The organism is Streptomyces sp. HB132 (genome assembly GCF_016909575.1).
Classification (GTDB): domain Bacteria; phylum Actinomycetota; class Actinomycetes; order Streptomycetales; family Streptomycetaceae; genus Streptomyces.
Map to the genome: position 1 here is coordinate 147,287 of NZ_JAFBGA010000007.1, position 20,034 is coordinate 167,320.

19 protein-coding genes and 1 pseudogene are annotated in these 20,034 nt (G+C 70.8%); 9 read left to right on the forward strand and 11 right to left on the reverse strand.

Features of this window, described 5'->3' with window-relative positions:
* Positions 1-63 precede the first annotated feature (63 nt).
* The 3 genes from JOC24_RS17680 to JOC24_RS17690 form a co-directional block, all read right to left on the reverse strand.
* Positions 64-255, reverse strand: a complete 192-nt coding sequence (locus JOC24_RS17680; RefSeq protein WP_147960976.1) for a DUF6381 family protein — start codon at positions 253-255, stop codon at positions 64-66.
* A gap of 223 nt (positions 256-478) precedes the next feature.
* Positions 479-1,048: a type 1 glutamine amidotransferase domain-containing protein gene (locus JOC24_RS17685; protein WP_205021283.1), complete on the reverse strand. Its 570-nt coding sequence runs from the start codon at positions 1,046-1,048 to the stop codon at positions 479-481.
* Between the two features lie 97 nt (positions 1,049-1,145).
* Positions 1,146-1,361, reverse strand: coding sequence for a dodecin (locus JOC24_RS17690; RefSeq protein ID WP_205021284.1), 216 nt, complete (start codon positions 1,359-1,361; stop codon positions 1,146-1,148).
* Positions 1,362-1,565: 204 nt separating this feature from the next.
* Between JOC24_RS17690 and JOC24_RS17695 the strand changes: the two genes are divergently transcribed.
* The 3 genes from JOC24_RS17695 to JOC24_RS17705 all read left to right on the forward strand — a co-directional run bounded on the left by JOC24_RS17695 (position 1,566) and on the right by JOC24_RS17705 (position 4,635).
* Positions 1,566-2,819: an extracellular solute-binding protein gene (locus JOC24_RS17695; RefSeq protein ID WP_205021285.1), complete on the forward strand. Its 1,254-nt coding sequence runs from the start codon at positions 1,566-1,568 to the stop codon at positions 2,817-2,819.
* 176 nt (positions 2,820-2,995) lie between these two features.
* Complete coding sequence (locus JOC24_RS17700; RefSeq protein ID WP_205021286.1) at positions 2,996-3,799, forward strand: GNAT family N-acetyltransferase; 804 nt, start codon at positions 2,996-2,998, stop codon at positions 3,797-3,799.
* Entirely contained in the window at positions 3,796-4,635 is an 840-nt protein-coding gene (locus JOC24_RS17705) for a lysophospholipid acyltransferase family protein (protein ID WP_205021287.1), read from the forward strand. Before JOC24_RS17700 ends, JOC24_RS17705 begins: the two co-directional genes overlap by 4 nt.
* On the opposite strand, the gene egtD is transcribed toward JOC24_RS17705, so the two are convergent.
* From egtD to egtA, 4 genes are read right to left on the reverse strand one after another with little or no spacing between them, the layout of a single operon-like run.
* A complete protein-coding gene (gene egtD / locus JOC24_RS17710) occupies positions 4,578-5,540 on the reverse strand; it encodes an L-histidine N(alpha)-methyltransferase (protein ID WP_205021288.1) in 963 nt (320 codons plus the stop codon). The genes JOC24_RS17705 and egtD overlap by 58 nt on opposite strands.
* Positions 5,537-6,292 (reverse strand): ergothioneine biosynthesis protein EgtC, encoded by a 756-nt coding sequence (gene egtC, locus JOC24_RS17715; RefSeq protein WP_205021289.1) that lies wholly within the window; start codon positions 6,290-6,292, stop codon positions 5,537-5,539. Before egtC ends, egtD begins: the two co-directional genes overlap by 4 nt.
* On the reverse strand, positions 6,292-7,632 hold the full coding sequence (gene egtB, locus JOC24_RS17720) for an ergothioneine biosynthesis protein EgtB (protein ID WP_205021290.1): 1,341 nt from the start codon (positions 7,630-7,632) through the stop codon (positions 6,292-6,294). Before egtB ends, egtC begins: the two co-directional genes overlap by 1 nt.
* A complete protein-coding gene (egtA, locus tag JOC24_RS17725; protein ID WP_205021291.1) occupies positions 7,629-8,927 on the reverse strand; it encodes an ergothioneine biosynthesis glutamate--cysteine ligase EgtA in 1,299 nt (432 codons plus the stop codon). The genes egtB and egtA overlap by 4 nt, the downstream gene beginning before the upstream one ends.
* Positions 8,928-9,074: 147 nt before the next feature.
* Between egtA and JOC24_RS17730 the strand changes: the two genes are divergently transcribed.
* Positions 9,075-9,911 (forward strand): TIGR02452 family protein, encoded by an 837-nt coding sequence (locus JOC24_RS17730; protein WP_205021292.1) that lies wholly within the window; start codon positions 9,075-9,077, stop codon positions 9,909-9,911.
* Here JOC24_RS17730 and JOC24_RS17735 read toward each other — a convergent pair.
* Positions 9,896-10,363, reverse strand: a complete 468-nt coding sequence (locus JOC24_RS17735) for a type II toxin-antitoxin system PemK/MazF family toxin (RefSeq protein ID WP_205021293.1) — start codon at positions 10,361-10,363, stop codon at positions 9,896-9,898. The genes JOC24_RS17730 and JOC24_RS17735 overlap by 16 nt on opposite strands.
* A gap of 71 nt (positions 10,364-10,434) precedes the next feature.
* Here JOC24_RS17735 and JOC24_RS17740 point away from each other — a divergent pair, with 71 nt between their 5' ends.
* The 3 genes and pseudogenes from JOC24_RS17740 to JOC24_RS34030 all read left to right on the forward strand — a co-directional run.
* Positions 10,435-11,535 carry a glycosyl hydrolase family 18 protein gene (locus tag JOC24_RS17740; protein ID WP_205021294.1) on the forward strand — a complete coding sequence of 367 codons (1,101 nt, stop codon included), beginning with the start codon at positions 10,435-10,437 and terminating at the stop codon, positions 11,533-11,535.
* Positions 11,536-11,602: 67 nt separating this feature from the next.
* A complete protein-coding gene (locus JOC24_RS17745; RefSeq protein ID WP_205021295.1) occupies positions 11,603-12,631 on the forward strand; it encodes a LacI family DNA-binding transcriptional regulator in 1,029 nt (342 codons plus the stop codon).
* 59 nt (positions 12,632-12,690) lie between these two features.
* A pseudogene (locus JOC24_RS34030) lies at positions 12,691-12,939 on the forward strand (hypothetical protein); the annotation flags it as partial.
* A gap of 228 nt (positions 12,940-13,167) precedes the next feature.
* On the opposite strand, the gene trxA reads toward JOC24_RS34030, so the two are convergent.
* Positions 13,168-13,554 carry a thioredoxin gene (gene trxA / locus JOC24_RS17755; RefSeq protein ID WP_205021296.1) on the reverse strand — a complete coding sequence of 129 codons (387 nt, stop codon included), beginning with the start codon at positions 13,552-13,554 and terminating at the stop codon, positions 13,168-13,170.
* A 115-nt stretch (positions 13,555-13,669) separates the two neighbouring features.
* Between trxA and JOC24_RS17760 the strand changes: the two genes are divergently transcribed.
* Positions 13,670-15,115, forward strand: coding sequence for a dihydrolipoyl dehydrogenase family protein (locus JOC24_RS17760; RefSeq protein WP_205021297.1), 1,446 nt, complete (start codon positions 13,670-13,672; stop codon positions 15,113-15,115).
* A 616-nt stretch (positions 15,116-15,731) separates the two neighbouring features.
* On the opposite strand, the gene JOC24_RS17765 is transcribed toward JOC24_RS17760, so the two are convergent.
* Positions 15,732-17,162 carry an endo-1,4-beta-xylanase gene (locus JOC24_RS17765; RefSeq protein ID WP_205021298.1) on the reverse strand — a complete coding sequence of 477 codons (1,431 nt, stop codon included), beginning with the start codon at positions 17,160-17,162 and terminating at the stop codon, positions 15,732-15,734.
* A gap of 203 nt (positions 17,163-17,365) precedes the next feature.
* Positions 17,366-17,740 carry a hypothetical protein gene (locus JOC24_RS17770; RefSeq protein ID WP_205021299.1) on the reverse strand — a complete coding sequence of 125 codons (375 nt, stop codon included), beginning with the start codon at positions 17,738-17,740 and terminating at the stop codon, positions 17,366-17,368.
* A gap of 443 nt (positions 17,741-18,183) precedes the next feature.
* Here JOC24_RS17770 and JOC24_RS17775 point away from each other — a divergent pair, with 443 nt between their 5' ends.
* On the forward strand, positions 18,184-19,608 hold the full coding sequence (locus JOC24_RS17775; protein WP_205021300.1) for a non-reducing end alpha-L-arabinofuranosidase family hydrolase: 1,425 nt from the start codon (positions 18,184-18,186) through the stop codon (positions 19,606-19,608).
* Positions 19,609-20,034: the final 426 nt, after the last annotated feature.

Below are 20,034 nucleotides of genomic sequence, written 5' to 3' on the forward strand. Positions count from 1 at the left end.
GGCATGCTCCTGCCGGTGATCCTCCCTCACAGATCAGGACCACCGGCAGGGTGGGCGCCGGACCTACACCATCGGGTCCATGCCGCGGTCGTTCATGGAGCTCTCCTGCTCGCTCTGCTCCCGCAGGCGGCGGGCCTTGTCCTGGAGCCGCTGCCGCTGCTCCGGATCGGTGGCGCGTTCCGCGGCCTCGTTCAGTTCCTGTGCCTTGGCGCGCAGCTGCCTCACACGGCCGCCGGACTCACCTGCAACACTCATGATCACTCCTGGATCTGTGGGGGAGCGGACACCTTCAGCGAAACAGTGGCGGGTCCCGCCTGCATCTCGAGCGGCGACGCTCCGCCTCCCGCCCTGCCTGCGTGCCACGGTGCGGGTGGGGGCGCGGCGGTTCATCACCGCGGCCCGAGGGGGAGGAGAGGCGTCCTGGGCCGTTCCGCGATGAGCGATGAGCAACGGCGCGAGGCGCTCGGGCGTCGAGGGTTCAGACGTCCGCCGGCGAGAGTTCCTTGTCGATCTCGCGGAGGAACGCGTCAAGATCGTCCGGTGTGCGTGAGGTGATCAGGGTCCAGCCCCCGGTGTCGTCTCTGACCACCGGCTCGTCGACCCACGTTCCGCCCGCGTTGCGGATGTCCGTCCGCAGTGAGGCGTAGGAGGTGAGGGTCCTGTCCCTGACGACATCCGACTCGACGAGCGCCCACGGGCCGTGGCAGATGGCCGCGACAGGACGGCCGGCCGTCGTGAACGAGCGGACGATGTCCGGCGTGGCGTCCTGCAGCCGAAGTGTGTCGGCATTGAGGGTCCCGCCGGGCACGAGCAGCAGGTCGTAGCCGTCGGGGTCCACCTCGGGCAGGGTCAGGGACGGCCGGACGGTCTCCCCGGGGTCCTTGTCCCCGACGAGCGTGCGGATGGGATCGTTCGACATCGCCGCGATGTCCACGGTCGCGCCGGCGTCCCGCAGATGCCGCACCGGGACGACGAGTTCGTCCTGCTCGACGCCGTAGTTGGTCACGATCGTCAGCACACGGCGTCCGCCGAGGTCCTGATCCGTCATGTACCCGTCCTTTCGTCGTGTCCGCAGGCCGCGGTGAGCCGGAACTCCGGGGCACGCGGGTCCGGGCCGATCCCGACGAGATGCCCCGGTGCGGACGTCAGCCGTTCTCGTCGAGCCGGAATCCGACCTTGAGTCCCACCTGGTAGTGCGCGATGCGGCCGTCCTCGATGTGGCCGCGCACCTGCGTCATCTCGAACCAGTCGAGATTGTGCAACGTTTCGGAGGCTCTTGCGACGCCGTTCCGGATCGCCGCGTCGAGGCCCTCCTCGGAGGTTCCCACGATCTCGGTGACCCGGTAGGTGTGATTAGACATCTCGTGTCCCCTTTCGGTGGTTCCACGGTGCCTCACTCCGGGGCGGAGCGCGAGGCGTCGGAGTGCGGGTCGTGGCACGGAGGGCTTGACCTGCCTATTGGTCCATACCAAAATCCGGTGCACACGCCCGTGCGAGCGCCGCCCGCAGTCCCCCCACCCGGGTCCTGTCGTGTTGTCGTGCCGTTCCGCGGAAGGTGACCCCCCGTGAAGATGCGCAAATTGGCCGGAGCCGTCGCGCTCGTTTCCTCCGTGGCGCTGAGCGGCTGCGGCCATCTTCCCGGCGCGGGCGCCGACACCAGGACGGTGACGGTGTGGCTGATGAAGGGCAGCGCCTCCCAGGACTTCCTCGACCGGTTCAAGGAGTCGTACGAGTCCGAGCACCCCTCGGTCGAACTCGACTTCGTCCTCCAGGAGTGGGGTGGAATCGGCCCCAAGGTGCTGAAGGTGCTCGAGGGCGACGACGCACCCGATGTCATCGAGGTCGGCAACACCCAGGTCGCCCAGTACGCCGAGAGCGGTGGGCTGCGCGATCTCACCCTCGAATCCCTTCGCGACCTGGGCGGGGAGGACTGGCTGCCGGGGCTAGCGGAGCCGGGCAAGGTCGACGGCGGTCAGTACGGAATTCCCTGGTACGCGGCCAACCGCGTGGTGATCTACAACAAGGACCTCTTCGCGCGGGCGGGCGTCACCGCACTCCCCAGGACGCGTGAGGAGTGGGTGGCCGTCACCGAGCGACTGAACGCGGACGGCCGCCAGGGCATCTACCTCGCCGGTCAGAACTGGTATGTCCTCGCGGGGTTCATCTGGGACGAGGGCGGTGAACTGGCCGAGGACAGAGGCGGCGAATGGGAAGGGTCCCTGGGCTCGCCCGCCGCCCTGCGGGGCATGGACTTCTACAAGACGCTCCAGGCACTCGGCAGCGGGCCCAGGGACGCCGACGAACAGTCGCCCCCGGAGACCGACGTGTTCGCCGGGGGCACGGTCGCCCAGATCATCTCCGTACCCGGCAGCGCCGCGCTCATCGAACAGCGGAGCCCCGAACTCAAGGGGAAGCTGGGATACTTCCCGATTCCCGGAAAGAGCGTGAAGAAGCCGGGTGCCGTCTTCACCGGAGGATCCGACCTGATCGTGCCCGAAGGCGCCGACCAGCGGGGCGAAGGCATCGAGGTCGTCAAGGCCCTCGCGGGGGAGAAGTGGCAGACGGAGCTCGCCCGCGCCATGAGCTACGTGCCCAACAAGCCCGCACTCGCGGGGGTCGTCGAGGGCCAGGAGGGAACCGCCGCCATGGCGGAAGGCGCCACCGAGGGCCGTGCCACTCCCAACTCGCCCCACTGGCCGGCCGTCGAAGCGGACAACCCCATCAAGCCGTACATGACGGCGGTGCTGGAGGGTGGCGATCCGGCGGAGGAGGCGAAGAAGGCCTCCGACCGCATCACGTCCGGACTGATCACCGGCTGACGAGAGCCGGGAGGAGCCGGCCGTCCCGCCAGCCGGGGATTCAGCCGTCGCACATCCCCCCGCTCCACAGCGGTCATGTCGAATCCAGCCGGTCACGGAAGAAGTAGGGGAGCCGGACGTCGCACTCCCGCGACGGCCCGGCCCTCCGCCCGCCGACCACGTCCCCGGAGACATCCATGACCGTGCTGCGCCTGTCTTCCCCCGCTCCCGTCGCCGTACCCGCGCCGCGACCCGCCGGCTCCCCCTCGGAGTACCGGGTGTCCCTCGCCACCTGCCAGGACGACGTACGTGCCGCCCAGCGCCTTCGCCATCTGGTCTTCGCAGGGGAGCTCGGCGCCCGGCTGGACAGCGCCGAACCCGGCCTGGACAGCGACGCCTTCGACGCGTTCTGTGACCACCTGCTGGTGCGCGAGGCGGCCACCGGAGAGGTCGTCGCCACCTACCGGCTGCTGCCGCCCGAGGGGGCCAGGCTCGCCGGCGGCCTCTACGCGGAGAACGAGTTCGACCTCGGGCGCCTCGGCCCGATCCGGGACGACCTCGTCGAGGTGGGGAGGTCCTGCGTCCATCCCGCCCACCGCGACGGCGCGGTCATCGCCCTGATCTGGGCCGGGCTCGCACGCTACATGGAGCGCACCGGCCACACCTGGCTGGCCGGCTGCTGCTCCGTACCCCTTGCCGACGGAGGGGCGCTGGCCGCCCGGAGCTGGGACACCGTACGGACCCACAACCTGGCGCCCGAGGAGTACTGGGTCACGCCCCACCGCCTCTGGGACACCACCGGCCACCCGGGCGGCGGCGCGGGCGGTCGCGCCGGACTGCCGCCGCTGCTCCGCGGCTATCTGCGCCTCGGCGCCTGGGTCTGCGGAGCCCCCGCCCACGACCCGGACTTCGGCGTCGCGGACTTCTACGTCCTGCTCTCGATGGACCGGACCGACCCGCGCTACCTGCGGCACTTCCTCTCTCTGGCGCCGCTGCGATGAGCTCCTGGCTGCCCCTCGGCCCCTGCACCCCGGCTGCCTGTGCGCGTCATGAGGGCGTCAGGCGGGCGCCGCTGCCCGCCGTGGCCCTGCTCCTCGCCGGGTGCACGGTCGCCCTCCTCGGCGTGCTGTCCGTGCCCGCGGTGCTGCTCCTCGGGCCGTCACGGCGCGACCGGCTCACCCGCCGGTGGGCCCGCGCGGTGGTGCGGGCCTTCGGCGTACGCGTACGGGTCACCGGGTGCCCGGTGGACGGGCCGCGGCCACCGGCGGGCGAGCTCGTGGTCGCCAACCACGTCTCCTGGCTGGACATCCCGCTCGTGGCCGCCGTGCTTCCCGCCCGGATGGTCGCCAAGAGCGAGATACGCCACTGGCCGCTGCTCGGACCGCTCGCCGCCCTCGGCGGCACGCTGTTCATCGAGCGGGACCGGCTGCGGGCCCTGCCGCACGCGGTGCGGGCCGTCGCCGGGGCACTGGCCGCCGGATCACGGGTCGCGGTGTTCCCCCAGGGCAGCACCTGGTGCGGCCGGAGCGGCGGCGGCCGTTTCCGGCCCGCCGCCTTCCAGGCGGCGATCGACGCCGGCTCCGTCGTCCGCCCGGTCCGCATCAGCTACCGGACCACGGAGACGAACGCGGCGGGGGCCACCGCGTTCGTCGGGGACGACCCCTTCGCCGCCTCTCTGTGGCGCGTGGTGACCGCCGCCGGACTCACCGCCGAGATCCGGGTCCTGCCGCCGGTACCCGCGGACGGCGAGCCCGACCGGCGGACACTGGCGCGCGCGGCTCAGTCCGCCGTCGCCAGCGAAAGGGCGAACCTGCCCCCGGCATCCGTCCACCACTGATCCAGCCGCATCCCCGCCGCGGCCAGCTCGTCGCGCACCCGCTCCTCACGGAACTTCGCGGAGATCTCGGTACGCAGCTCCTCGCCCGCCTCGAACTGCACCACGAGGTCCAGCTCCCGGATCTTGACCGTCAGCGCCCGGCGGGCGCGCAACCGCATCTCCACCCACTCGTGGTCCGCGTCCCACAGGGCCACGTGGGCGAAGTCGTCGAGCGGGAAATCCGCCCCCAGCTCACGGTTCACCACCGCCAGCACGTTCTTGTTGAACGCGGCCGTCACCCCCGCCGCGTCGTCGTACGCACTCACCAGCGTCGCCTCGTCCTTGACCAGGTCCGTGCCGAGGAGCAGCCCGTCCCCGGGCTCGAGCCGCGCCCGTACGGACCTCAGGAACTCGGCGCGCTCCTGGGGCAGCAGGTTGCCCAGCGTCCCGCCGAGGAACACCACCAGCCGCGGCCCGGGACTCCTGGGCAGCTCCAGGACATGGGTGAAGTCGGCGACGAGCGCGTGCACGGAGAGCCCCGGGCGCTCCGCGAGAAGTGCCTCGGCGGCGCCCGCAAGGGCACTCTCACTGACATCGACCGGCACGTACGTGTGCAGGTCGGGCAGCGCGTCCAGCAGGTGCCGCGTCTTCTCCGAGGAGCCCGAACCCAGCTCGATCAGAGTCCGGGCCCCGGACGCCGCGGCGATGTCGCCGGCACGGGCGATCAGGATCTCCCGTTCGGCACGCGTCGGGTAGTACTCGGCCAGCCGGGTGATCTCCTCGAAGAGGTCGCTGCCGCGCGCGTCGTAGAACCATTTGGGCGGCAGCGTCTTCGGCTGCCGCGTCAGGCCGCTGTGCACATCGGCGCGCAGCGCCGCGTCCGTCGCGTCCGCGGGCAGGGTGCGGGTCAGCAGGAAGGGACTCACGCGGTGGGCTCCTTGAGCGGGGTCAGCAGGACATCAGTGCGCGTCGCGGCCAGCAGGGTGCGGTCGGGGACCTCACACCAGTGCGGGTCGTCGTCGTAGGGTTCCGAGGCCACCACCGTGCGGCGGCCCGGTTCGTGGAGATACCAGAGGGAGTCGCCCCACGTGGTCGCCACGATGGTGGAACCGTCGGTGACCAGCAGATTGAGACGTGAACCCGGTGCGGCGGCGCCGACGTCGAGAACCGTGTCGGCGACCGCCTGCGCTATCTCGTCGCCCTGCTCCGTCCGGTGGAGCACCAGCGCCCAGATCAGAGCCGAATCACTCCGCGCGGCCAGGGCGAGCAGCCGCTCGGGCGGTAGGCCCCCGGCCAGAGGCGCGAGGGAGCCGGGCCAGCCCCGCACCGCGCCGTTGTGGCTGAACAGCAGACACCCCTCGGCGAAGGGCGCTGCGGCGGCCTCTCCGTCCGCCCCGGCGAACGTCGCGTCACGGACCGCGGCGAGCAGCGCCGTGCTGCGAACCACGCGGGTCAGATCGGCGAAGGTCTCGTCGCCCCAGACCGGCCCGGAGCGGCGGTAGCGTCCGGGCACGCGGTCCCCCTCCGCGTACCAGCCGACCCCGAAGCCGTCGGCGTTGACCGTGCCGGACCGCTGGCGCCGGGGCTCCCAGGACTGGCGCACCAGCCCGTGAACGGGAGAGGTGAGCACCTCCCCCAGCGCCACGGAGGGCCCGAGATAAGCGATATGACGGCACATCACGCATCCCTCGCCGTACGGAAACCGGAGAAGATCTGGCGCCGGACCGGGAGGTCCCAGTTGCGGAACGTGCCGCGGCAGGCGACCTGATCCACGGCGAACGAACCGCCGCGCAGCACCTTGTGCCCGGGGCCGAAGAACACCTCGGAGTACTCACGGTAAGGGAACGCCACGAAACCGGGGTAGGGCAGGAAATCGCTCGACGTCCACTCCCACACATCGCCGATCAGCTGGCCCGCGCCCGCCGCGGACCGCCCCGCCGCGTACGCACCGGCCGGGGCGGGCCGAAGATGGCGCTGGCCCAGATTGGCCCGCTCGGGCGTCGGATCCTCGTCGCCCCAGGGGTAGCGCATCGACCGCCCCGACGTGGGGTCGTGGCGGGCGGCCTTCTCCCACTCCGGCTCGGTCGGCAGGCGCCGGCCGGCCCAGCGGGCGTAGGCCTCCGCCTCGTACCAGCTGACGTGGAGCACCGGTTCGTCCGCCCGCACGGGCTCGGTGACCCCGAAGCGCCGGCGCAGCCACTGCCCGGCGTCGCGGTGCCAGGACAGGGGCGCGGCCAGACGGTGTTCGCGGACCATCGCCCAGCCTTCGGGCGCCCACCAGCGTTCCTCGGTGTAGCCGCCGTCCTCGATGAAGCGAACGTAGGCACCGCACGTGACCGGGGCGGTGTCGATGTGGAACGCAGCCACCTCCCGCCGGTGCGCGGGGCGTTCGTTGTCCAGCGCCCAGGGCTCCGTGGAGGTCCCCATGGTGAAGGGGCCCCCGGGGACCAGCACCTCGGTGGGGAGCGTGACCGGGCCGACGGGTTCCGGCGGCTCCGGAGCGCTGAGCACCGCAGGACCCGAGCGGAGCTGATGGGTGATCAGCATCGTCTCGTCGTGCTGCTGTTCGTGCTGGGCGACCATGCCGAAGGCGAATCCCGCCCGTTCCAGGCGGCGGCCCCCGCCGTCCAGTGGAGCGCCGCCGAGGATGTCCAGGGCCCGGCCGCGCACGTCGGCGGCGTAAGCCCGTGCCTCCCCGGGGGGCAGCAGAGGGAGCGAGGGCCGGCTCGCCCGGGAGTGCTCGAAGGCGTCGTACAGTCCGTCGATCTCGGGACGGATCGCCTCGCGGCCCCCCACGGCCCGGAGCAGCCACAGCTCCTCCTGGTTGCCGATGTGCGCCAGGTCCCAGACCAGGGGCGACATCAACGGGGAGTGCTGCGCGGTGAGCTCGTGGTCGTCGACGCAGTCGGTGAGCAGGGCGGTGCGCTCGCGCGCGGTGAGGAGTGCTGCCAGGGCGCGTTCGCGCAACGCCTCCGCGTCGAGTTCCTGGCCGGTGTGCGGTGCGGGAGTGCCAGTCATCGGAGCAAGCCCTTTCCGTACGGTGCCTGTGCCAAGTCGGGCAGGTCGTCGGCCGGACATCGGCCCCGGGCCACATAGCGCTCGTGGAAGGCGGCGACCGTCCCGATGACGTGATCACTCGCCCCGATCCTGGGCAGCGCCTCCAGCGCGGCCGTGAAGCAGGCCGCTGCCGCCGCCGCCAGCTCGGGATCGCTCAGCCCGTCACGGGCGGCCGCCGTCCAGAGCGGATTTCGGGGCGCACGCGACGGTCCCGCGGTCTCGGCCAGAGGTTTCACGGTGCGATACACGGTCTCTGCCGCCTCCGGGTCGTCGAACAGCGCGGTGGTGACGGCCAGGGGCACCAGCCAGCCGTCGGTGCCGGACTGGGCGTCGATCATGCGCAGTTCCAGATGCCCTCTCGGGCGCACCGGGGGGAACAACGTCGTGAGGTGATAGTCCAGATCGGCCCGCACCGGCGGCCTCGGTCCGCCGCCGCGGATCCAGTCCCGAAACGGCAGACCGTCCGGAACGGCCCAGGGACCGTCGTCGTTCCGTACGCACATCACGGACGTCGCGAGCACATGGGTGGCCCAGGCGTCCCGCGGCGCGAGACGGCTCTGCGGCGCGAGTGACCTGGCCGGGTCGAGATGGGTCCAGAGCGCCTGCCGGGTCGATCGCCAGCCGGTGCGCCGCCCCTGCCTGAACGGAGAGTTGGCGAACGCCGCCACCAGCACAGCGCCCAGCAGGCCGCCGAGCTGCCAGCGCCGCCCGTAGCCCAGCGGGCCCGGCTCCTCCTCGCCCGCGTCCAGGCAGACCTGCACGGAGGCGGAGGAACACATCATGGCGCGGCCGGCGGGACCCGACCGGTCGAGCGCGGCCTCCATCGCGTCGTACCGCGGCTCCTTGAGGAGGCGGCGGGGCGGATGCCAAGGGTCCACACCAAGGCCGGCCAGGGTCAGGCCGGCCCGCCCGAGAGTGTCGCGTACGGACGCGAGATCGGCGGACATGGTGTCGACGCACTCCATGAGGGAGCTCGCGGGCCGGGAACTGAGCTCCAGCTGACCGCCGGGTTCGAAGGTCAGGGCGGCGTCCGGCGGGGCCGCGCGCACGGCGTCGGCCGCGGCGCGCAAGCGGTCGTGGGAGACAGCGGCCTCGGGATGTTCACGGTCGTGGATGAGCCATTCCAGCTCCACACCGACCGTCCGGGGCGGTCCCGTCTTGAAACATATGCCGCGGAGCAGATCCTCCGCCTCTTCCTCGCCGAGGGGCGCCGCGTCCACGGGCGGGCCGTGCCGGCCGAGAGTGTCCGGGGGCATGCTGGGCCTCCTTATTCGGGTGCTTGCCTCCCACCCAAACCCTTACCGGGAGTTCGCACAAGGGTGCCCCTGCGCGACGAAAACCGGTTGCGTCCATGCCGCCGGGACGTCCAGCATGCCCCGTATGCACCACACGGGGGAGCGCCGATGAGCGCACGACTGCGCGGCATCGCGAGAGAGACCGAGTCCATCGTCCTGGCCGGGCGCTACCGCACGCCCGAGGGGCGCGAGGTGTCCATCGAGCGGGCCGTGGCCACCGCGCTCCCCGGCACCCGTCTGTACGGCCCCGAGCCCGTGCCCGTCGCCGCCCTGGACACCGGCCGCACCCCGGTCGTCGAGGTGACGGACGAGACGAGCCTGCGGGCGGCACGCCGGCTGACGGGCGAGTCGGCGGCCAGGGTCGCCGTCCTCAACTACGCCTCCGCCCGCAATCCCGGCGGCGGCTATCTGAACGGAGCGCAGGCCCAGGAGGAGTCCCTGTGCCGTGGGTCCGCACTCCACTCCACGCTGCTGCGCGCCCCCGAGTTCTACGCGCACCACCGCGCCGAGCGCAGCGCCCTCTACACCGACCGGGTCATCCACTCACCGGGCGTGCCTGTCTTCCGCGACGACCGGGGCAGGCTGCTGGAATCCCCCCATGCCGTCGGGTTCCTCACCTCGCCCGCGCCCAACGCCGGTGTCATCCGCCGCCGGTACCCGGAACTGGTCCCTCGCATACCCGCCGCACTGGCGAGCCGCGCCGAACGGGTACTCGAGGTGGCGGCCGTGCGCGGGTACCGACGGCTGGTGCTGGGTGCCTGGGGCTGCGGCGTGTTCATGAACGACCCTGCCGACGTGGCCGGCGCGTTCCAGGCCCTGCTCACCGGCGGCGCGCGCTTTGCGGGCCACTTCGAACAGATCGTCTTCGGTATTCCGGACCGCGATCCCGACTCGGCCGTCAGGGCCGCCTTCACCCGCGCGTTCGGCGGTCACCTCCAGCCGTAGCGCTCCCGCAGCCGCCCCACGACCAGGTCGTACCTCACCCGGTCCAGCGCACAGGCCTCGCGCCGCATCCCGTCCTCGTGCACCCGCAGCACCCGGTCCAGATCCACCCAGGACGGCCGTCCCGAGCTGTCCCACGGGCCCGCCCCCAGCGCGACCCACTCGTGGTCCCCCTCGTGCTGCTTGCTGGACAGCTGCACGGCCAGAAGAGTGCCTCTCTCCTCCCGGGCCACGACGAGAACCGGCCGGTCCTTGCCACGCCCGTCGCTCTCCTCGAACGGCACCCAGGTCCACACGATCTCGCCGGGGTCCGGATCGCCGTCCCGGTCGGGGGCGTACGACGTGCGGACGGGACCCACCTCGCGGGGTTCGGCCTCCGTGGTGGCGGCAGGGCCGCTGCGGCCGGGGAAGTCGGTCGTGCTGTCGCTGCTGTGATTGGTGTGCTGGAACGTCATCGCAACACCGTAGAACCTGTACGGCCCAGTTCGTGGAGCGGGTCGGGGAAACGGGCCGCAGGCTCGACCTCATGATCACCTTCTCCGGCGTCGCGCGCCGGTCCCGCGCGGCCCTCGTCACCGCGCTCCTCACCGCTGCCGCACTGTCCACCGCCGCCGGCGCGGCACCCACCTCCCACCCGGCACCAGGGCCCCCGGCCCGTCCCGCCACGCCGACTCCCCGGACGGTGTCGGCGTGGCTGCCCTACTGGGACCAGGAGGGCGCCTACCAGGACGCCCTGCTCCACGCCGACCAGCTGCACACCGTCAGCCCGTTCTGGTACGAGGCCGTCTCGGCCGGCCGGATCGACGCGCACCCCGGCGCGGGCGAGCGCCGCATCATCGACGGACTGCACCGGGCCGGGACCAAGGTCGTCCCCACCGTCATGGAGACGATGAAGTCCGGTGCCCTGGCGGCGATCCTCACCAGCCCCGCCCGCCGCACCGAGCACGCCGACGCGCTGATGCGCACGGTCGCCACCCGCGACTACGACGGCCTCGACCTCGACTACGAATCCATCGCGGCCACCGGCGACGCCACCTACGTCTCCGTGCGCGACGGATTCACCGCACTGGCCACCGACCTCTGCCGACGCCTGCACGCACTCGGCAAGCAGTGTGTGATCACCGTCTTCCCGAAGACGGCCACGACAGGCCGCATCTGGGACTACGCGGCCCTCGGGCGTGTCGCCGACCGGATCCGGATCATGGGCTACAACCTGCACTGGTCGGGCGGGGACCCGGGACCGCTCGCGGACACCCGTTGGTACGACGACATCCTGACCCGCGCCACCGCACTGGTACCGGCCGCCAAACTGGAGATGGGCCTCCCCGCCTACGGCTGGGACTGGCCGGCGGACAGCACGAGCACGTCCGCCACCAAGCACGTCACCTGGAAGGAGGCGGAAGCACTGCGCGCCGCGAAAGGAGCCCCCTACCGGTTCGACGAGGTCTCCGGCACCCCTTACTTCACCTACGACGACGGCACCGAGTCCCGCGAGGTCTGGTACCAGGACGCGCGCGGGGTCGCCGTCCACCTTCCGGTGCTGCGCAAGCACGGCGTGAGCGGCACCGCGCTGTGGGCGCTCGACTTCGAGGACCCCGAGGTCTGGCCGGTGCTCGCCGGCCGGTGACGCCCGCCCCGTTACGGTGCCCCGGCCCACGGGCCGGGCGAAGGGGTCTGCGAGACTGCCGGACGCCATGAGCCAGTTACCCGAGCAGCCCGCCGGCATGTCCCTACCGACCAGCGCCGACGTGGCGCGGCTCGCAGGAGTGTCCCGGGCCACCGTGTCCTACGTACTGAACAACAACGCGACCGTACGGATCAGTGAACCGACCCGTCGCCGGGTCAGGGACGCAGCCGCCGGCCTCGGCTACGTCCCGCACGCGGCGGCCCGGAGTCTTCGAGCCGGGCACACGAGGACGGTGCTGCTGCCCGCCGCGCAGGCGCCCGCCGGGCCCCTGTACCAACGGTTCCTGACCCGGATCGAATCCGATCTGCGCCGACTCGACTACACCGTCGTGCAGTACGGCAGCCTGGGTCTCGACCCCGACGAGGCCGCCAGGGCCTGGGCGGAACTCCGCCCCGTCGCCGTCGTGACGCCCGGCGGCATGGCCCTCACCCCGTACGGCATAGGAGTGCTCACCCGCTCCGGCGCCAAGGCCGTGATCACATTGGGCCCGCAACCGGTGGCCGGTGCGCACGCCCTCGTCATGGACCAGCGCGAGGTCGGCGGCTGCGCGGTCCGCCATCTGCTCTCCCGCGGACGACACGGGATCGGAGTGGTCATGCCGCAGGAACCGGGCCTCGCCCTGTTCGCCGAACCACGCCTGGCCGGAGCGGTACGCGCCGCGGAGGACTTCGGTGTGAAGGCCCGGATCCAGCCGCTGCCCCTGCGGTACGACGAGGAATCGGCGGCAGAACTCGCCGCCCGCTGGCGGACGCTCGGCCTCGACGCGGTGTTCACGTACGACGACGAATACGCGATGCTGCTGATGAGAGCGCTCCAGGACGCCGGTGTCGACGTACCCGCCGAGACCGCGATGATCGGCGCCGACGACCTGATGCTCGGCAGGCTCCTGCGCCCCCGGCTCAGCAGCGTCACCATGGAGCTGGCGTCGGCCCAGTCACCGGCGGAGATGATCGACCGGCTGGTGCAGAGCCCCGGCGGCGCGCCGGAACGTCACTATCTGCTGCGGGCCGCGGCGGTCGCACGGGAATCCAGCTGACCCGGCCGACCGGGTGTCGCGACGTGCGCCGCAGGCGCCACGTGTCTAGCGTCGAGACCATGAGCCATCCGCAGAGCTACGAGATCCTGCTGTTCCCGGAACCGGAGGAGTCCAGCAGCGGGGCACCCGCGCCCGGCACCGCCATCCGCTCCGCGGTCGTGGCAGCCACCGGGGACACCGGGACTTCGGGCTACCCGCGCTACGCGGGGGACGGCATGGAGGCGGACGTCGACCCGGCCTCGCACACCGTGGAGGCCCTACTGGTGGACGGCGCGGAACTGGACTACGGCCTCACGGTCAGGATCGCCGAGCGCATCGGCGGTACGCAGGAGGCGGGAGGGGAAGCGGAGGCGGCTGAGGCAGGAGACGGCGGCGGAGCGCCGCAACCGGCCGCCGGACACGACGAGGAATCCCGGAGTTCCCCCTCCGCTTCCGCCCAGGACCGGCCCGGAAACGGCCGAGCCGGGTGACCGCCCCATGACGAAGGCCCGGCCTGCGGCCGGGCCCTCATCACGTCCGGCGAACATTCGGAAGGACTACTGCTGCTCCGGCTGCGCTTGCTGTGCCTGCTGCTCCTCGACGGACTTGCGCACTTCGTCCATGTCGAGGTTGCGCGCCTGGCCGATGACGTCCTCCAGCGCCGCCTCGGGAAGCGCCCCGGGCTGCGAGAAGACCGCGACGTTGTCCCGGACGATCATCAGCGTGGGGATGGACCGGATCTCGAAGGCGGCCGCCAGTTCCTGCTGCGCCTCCGTGTCGACCTTGGCGAAGACCAGGTCGGGGTGGCGCTCGGAGGCCGAGTCGTAGACCGGGGCGAACTGTCGGCACGGACCGCACCAGGAAGCCCAGAAGTCGATCAGAAGGAATTCGTTGTCGCTCACGACCTGATCGAAGTTTTCCTTGGTGAGCTCTACGGTGCTCATACTTTCTTACCTCTTCCTGGGACCGTTCGGACCTGTCCGGCACAACGGTGGCGTCACTTGCGGTATTCCGCCTGCCCATGTGGCCGCGGCGCACACCCCCGAGGACACTGTTCCCATGACTGATACTGATGGTGCGCGGAGCAGTGAGTACGACGTCGTGGTCATCGGGGCCGGCCCCGTGGGAGAGAACGTGGCGGACCGTGCCAGGGCCGCGGGGCTGAGCACCGCCGTCATCGAGTCCGAACTCATCGGCGGTGAGTGCTCCTACTGGGCGTGCATGCCCAGTAAGGCGTTGCTGCGTCCCGTCGTCGCGCGTGCGGACGCCCGTCGTGTCCCCGGGCTCAGCGCTGCGGTGCAGGGGCCGCTCGACGCGGACGCGGTCCTCGCCCACCGTGACTACGAGACCTCAGGTTGGAAGGACGACGGCCAGGTCGCCTGGCTGGACAGCATCGGCGCCGACATCTACCGCGGCATGGGGCGGCTGACAGGAGTCAGGCAGGTGTCCGTCACGGCCGCCGACGGTTCGGAGCGGCACCTCACCGCTCGGCACGCCGTCGCCGTCTGCACCGGGAGCCGGGCCGTCGTCCCCGCCCTGCCGGGCATCGCGGACGTGCGGCCGTGGACGAGCCGCGAGGCGACCAGCGCCAAGGAGGTGCCCGGCCGGCTCGTCGTCGTCGGCGGGGGAGTGGTCGGCGTGGAGATGGCCACCGTCTGGCAGGGGCTCGGGGCAGAGGTGACCATGCTGATCCGCGGTGAGCACTTGCTTCCGAAGATGGAGCCCTTCGCCGGTGAGCTGGTCGCGGAGGCGCTGGCCGAAGCCGGCGCACGGATCCTGACCGGGGTCTCGACGACCGCGGTGAGCAGGGCCGGCCACGACGGGCCGGTCACCGTCGAACTGGACAACGGCGAACGGCTGGAGACCGACGAGATCCTCTTCGCCACCGGCCGCGCCCCGCGCACGGACGACCTCGGCCTCGACACGGTGGGTCTCGAGCCCGGATCCTGGCTCACCGTCGACGACAGCTGCCGCGTCGAGGGCAGTGACTGGCTGTACGCGGTCGGCGACGTCAACCACCGCGCACTCCTGACCCACCAGGGCAAGTACCAGGCCCGCATCGCGGGAGCCGCCATCGCTGCCCGCGCGCAGGACACCCCCTTGCTGGAGACCGGCCGCTGGGGTGCCCACGCGGCCACCGCCGATCACGCCGCCGTCCCCCAGGTGGTATTCACGGACCCGGAAGCAGCCTCGGTCGGCCTCACGCTCGCCGAGGCCGAGGCAGCAGGTCACCGGGTCCGCGCCGTCGACCACGACCTGGCCGCGGTCGCCGGATCCGGCCTGTACGCGCAGGGGTACAAGGGCCGGGCCCGAATGGTCGTCGACCTGGATCGCGAGATCCTGCTCGGCGTCACCTTCGTCGGACCGGGCATCGGCGAACTCCTGCACTCGGCGACGGTCGCCGTGGCCGGAGAGGTTCCCATCGACCGTCTCTGGCACGCGGTGCCCGCCTACCCGACGATCAGCGAGGTGTGGCTCCGGCTGCTGGAGTCGTTCAGGGGTTGAGAACCGCCGTAGCCGGCCTTGAGGACCTGCCGCGCTCCCCGGCAGGCGTGTCTCCCGAAGAAACCGCTGGGCCCGGTCGCTTGATCCGCTGAATCCCAGCGCATGCGCCGGGCCCGGACCCTGATGTCCGGACATGAACAAGGACGCTCAGCGACTCTGGTACTCGTCGCAGAAGTGGATGGCGGCCGTATTCACCGCATTCTCGGGCGGTCCCATGGTGAAGGCCCTGGGAGGCGGCCACCGCGAGCCGGCGTTCCTGAACCGCCCGAAACCCGCTCACCTCGCAGATCGGGCGGAGTTCGGCGCCGTCGAGTCGGGCGACCGCGGTGCGGTCGGTGTCCGGCGACGGACCGACGAGCGGACGCCGCGCCGTCGGCGGTGTCCGTCGCCGGCACCGCCTCGCCACCCGTTGCGATTGACCAGGATGTACCAGGCGGTGGTGTCGACGTCGTCGCCTCGGCGGGCGCCGGCTTCACCGTGGTGAGCAGGCGGGCCGCGAGGGTCGCCGCCACTACGGCGGCGACCCCGGAAGCGTCAACGATGTTTTCCTGCAGGAGCGGGAGAAGCCGCACCGTGGGCCGTCAGCGATCGGCCCGTTCGTCTGTCCCAGGTCCCATCAGGTGTGGGCCCAGCGTTGGTTGCTGCTACTCGAGCAGGAGTAGAGCTGGATCAGGGTGCCGTTGGCGGTACCACTTGCGACGGCGTCGAGGCAGAGGCCGGACTGGACGCCGACGATGGTTCCGTCGGAGTTGAGGCGCCATTTCTGGTTGTCGCCACCCCAGCAGCTGTAGATCTGGACCTTGGATCCGTTGCCGGTGCCGGCGGCGTCCAGGCACTTGTCGCCGTAGACCCTGAGTTCGCCGGTGTCGGTGTACGTCCACTGCTGGTTGGTGCCGTTGTGGCAGTCCCACAGTTGGAGCTGGGTGCCGTCGGTGGTGTTGGTGCCGGGCACGTCGAGGCAGCGGCCCGAACCGACGCTTTTGATCGTTCCGGAATCGGAAGGAGGCGTGGTGGAGCCGCCGTTGAGCGCGTTGAGGACGGCGGTGTAGGCGGACTTCTTGCTGCCGTCGCCGTTGAACAGCAGCGGCGTGTCCTGCGATCGCCAGGAGTCGGTGTCGCGCACACCCCAGACGGTGATGCCGAGGCAGCGCGGAACGGCCAGACAGTCGTTGGTCACGTTGGCGTAGGTCGTGGGCGGGGCGCCCTGGATGTCGAGTTCGGTGACGGCCACGTCGACGCCGAGGGCGGCGAAGTTCTGGAGCGTGGTGCGGAAGTTGCTGTTGTAGGGGCTTCCGCTGTTGAAGTGCGACTGGAAGCCGACGCAGTCGATCGGCACGCCGCGCTGCTTGAAGTCCCGGACCATGGAGTACATGGCCTGGGTTTTCGCCCAGGTCCAGTTTTCGACGTTGTAGTCGTTGTAGCAGAGCTTGGCCGCCGGGTCGGCGGCGCGTGCGGCGCGGAAGGCGGCCTCGATCCAGTCGTTGCCGGTGCGCTGCAGGTTGGAGTCCCGCCGGGCTCCCGAACTGCCGTCGGCGAAGGCCTCGTTCACGACGTCCCACTGGGCGATCTTGCCCTTGTAGTGGCCCATCACGCCGTTGATGTGGCCGATCATCGCCTGGCGCAGTGTGCTGCCGCTGAGGCTCTGCATCCAGCCGGGCTGCTGGGAGTGCCAGGCCAGGGTGTGACCGCGCACCTCCTTGCCGTTCTGCACGGCCCAGTTGTAGACGCGATCGGCGGCGGTGAAGCTGAACTGGCCGCGCTGCGGTTCGGTGGCGTCGATCTTCATCTCGTTCTCGGCCGTCACCGAGTCGAACTCACGACCCGCGATCGTCGTGTACGTCGAGTCGCCCAGCTTGCCGGAGGCGATGGCGGTCCCGAAGTAGCGGCCGCTCTGCGCCGCTGCGGCTCCGAGCGTGCTCTCGGCGGCGTGTGCGGCCGGCGGCGCGACCAGTGCGGCGGCCGTAGCGAGGACGCCTACGACCAGCGCCAGCAGGAGGCCGCGGATCTTTCGGCGGATAACGGGTCTGGTAAGGGCATACGAGCCCATGGCTGTGCCTCCAAGGTAGGGATCACGGAACGGCTGAAGCGCGCGGATGAAGTCGTCCTCTCCCGCGTCGCGGACGGAGGGCGGGTCGGAATCCGTGCCGCACGGAGTTCCCGGACACCGCTGTACAGGGACGGGACGATCCTCGAGACAGGCACGGAGGTACTCCATCGCGGCTCAGCCGGGGGACCGTCACGCGGCGTTACTCACCTCTCCCACTGCGTGAAGAGCCAGGATGCGCTGGTGCCGGTCTCACCGGAACGAAAAGGGGTGGCGCGGGTGCGTTTTCGGCGCGCGGATCTGCGGAGAGGTTGTGCGTGGATCTGCCGCGCGGCACGGACTTCTCGGATGTGGTTCGAAATGTCGAGCTGTGATCGGCTTCTCAGACAGGAATGATTGAGGCTTGACGATGCATCGTCAATACTCTGGGTGCGAAAATTTTCTGTTCCGAGTTCGAAACTTTCGAAGCCAAGCAGGTTGATCGGCGGATCGCCGTTGCCTTCTTCGGCGGGTGCGTCGACGGCGATATGGGTGGCGTGATGCGCCTCTTCGGCTGCGTGACGTGCGATGTTGTGCGGCACGGGCGTGCGCAACGTTTCGGCGTCAGCATCGATACGTGCGAGAGGTGTTGACGCCGCCCTGTGGCTCCCTATCATTCAGGTTGCTCGACCCTTCGGCCCTCTTTCGAGATTTCGAACACATCGCTTCGCCGCTCAGCAGGACAACTCCGGGTCGTGCCGCCCCTGTGGAGTCGAATGTCATGCACGCGCCATCGTTTGATTCGCGCATCGTCCGCCGGACCGTGCCACCCGGGCGCTCGGCCGTCCAAGGCCCCACCTCCGACGCCCGTGCCGCCCGGAGGCGTCGGGCGCCGACGGTCCGAGGGAAGGCCGGGAAGGGCCGGTAAGGCACAAGCGGTCTGCCGTGGTGCCCACGGGCCTCTGCATGCCGCACCGCACCGACAGTCCGGACGCCTCCCTGCGAGGCCGGCCGGAACCTGCCACTCAAGGTTGAGGAAGTGCCCATGTACAGAGGGATTTTCAGCCGCAGACATCCGTCCGCGTTGCTCGCCGCAGCGGTTGCGGTCCTGGCCGCCTTGGCGGCGCTGCTCGCCGCCATCCCGGCTCAGGCAGCCTCGACCGGCGCCTTACGCGGTGTCGGCTCGAACCGGTGCCTCGATGTGCCGGGTGCCGCCCAGGCCGACGGCACGTACCTGCAGATTCACGACTGCTGGGGCGGGACCAATCAGCAGTGGACGCTGACGGACGGCAACCAGTTGACCGTGTACGGCAGTAAGTGCCTGGATGTTCCGGGCCACGCCACGACGCCCGGAACCCGCGTGCAGATCTGGACCTGTTCCGGCGGTGCGAACCAGCAGTGGCGGGTGAACGCGGACGGTACGGTCGTCGGTGTGGAGTCCGGGCTGTGCCTGGAAGTTGCGGGCGCCGGCACGGCCAACGGCGCCGCGGTGCAGATCGGGACGTGCAACGGTGCCAACAATCAGAAATGGGCCGGTCCGACCGGGACGCCGCCGACCGACGGTCCGTGCTCACTTCCGTCGGCGTACCGGTGGACGTCGACCGGCGTGCTGGCGCAGCCGGCGAACGGGTGGGCCGCGGTGAAGGACTTCACCACCGTGACTCACAACGGCAAGCACCTGGTCTACGCGTCGAACGTGTCGGGATCTTCGTACGGCTCGATGATGTTCAGTCCCTTCACGAACTGGTCGGACATGGCGTCGGCCGGCCAGACCGGGATGAGCCAGGCCGCGGTGGCTCCCACGCTGTTCTACTTCGCGCCCAGGAACATCTGGGTGCTGGCTTACCAGTGGGGGGCGTCGGCCTTCGTCTACCGCACGTCGAGCGACCCCGCCAACCCGAACGGGTGGTCCTCACCGCAGCCGCTGTTCACGGGCAGCATCTCAGGCTCCGACACCGGACCGATCGACCAGACCCTGATCGCCGACGGCCAGAACATGTACCTGTTCTTCGCCGGTGACAACGGCAAGATCTACCGGGCGAGCATGCCGATCGGGAACTTCCCGGGGAACTTCGGCTCTTCGTACACGACGATCATGAGCGACACCAAGGCCAACCTGTTCGAGGGTGTACAGGTCTACAAGGTCCAGGGCCAGAACCAGTACCTCATGATCGTCGAGGCCATGGGTGCGAACGGACGCTACTTCCGCTCCTTCACGGCCTCGAGCCTGAGCGGGTCGTGGACCCCGCAGGCCGCGAGTGAGAACAACCCCTTCGCAGGCAAGGCCAACAGCGGTGCCACCTGGACGAACGACATCAGCCATGGTGACCTGGTCCGCGTCAACCCCGACCAGACCATGACCGTAGACCCCTGCAACCTGCAGTTCCTCTACCAGGGCAAGTCGACCACCGCGGGCGGCCCCTACGACCAGCTGCCGTGGCGGCCGGGTGTCCTCACCCTGCGGCGCTGACCCCGCCGGTTCACGGTGACCGTGGTGTGAGGCGGTCCGCAGGCCCGTGGTCGAGCGGTTCAGGACTTTGCGCACCACCCGATGAGCGGCGCTCACCGTCGCGAGGAACCCCAGCCGTGCGTGTCGGCCGGGGTTCCTCCCTCGGCTCCGGTTCAGTCGTCCTCGAAGAGGCCGAGACGTAGGGCCGGCCCCGCAGCTTGGCCGCCGTGCGGTAACCACGGAGCGAGCCGTCAGCCGACACGACCCGCTCGGGAATGCGCGGCCAGTTTTCTTGTCGAGGGGCTGTGACTCCGGTGGCCGCACCCTCCGCGACCGCCGTCGGTTCGCACGGGTTGCGGAAACCGGTCAGCTCCGCTCGAGCGGAGGTGAACAACGGGTGCCCCCGACAGCCATCGGTCCCTTGTCTCCGGCGCGGCAAGGTCGGCT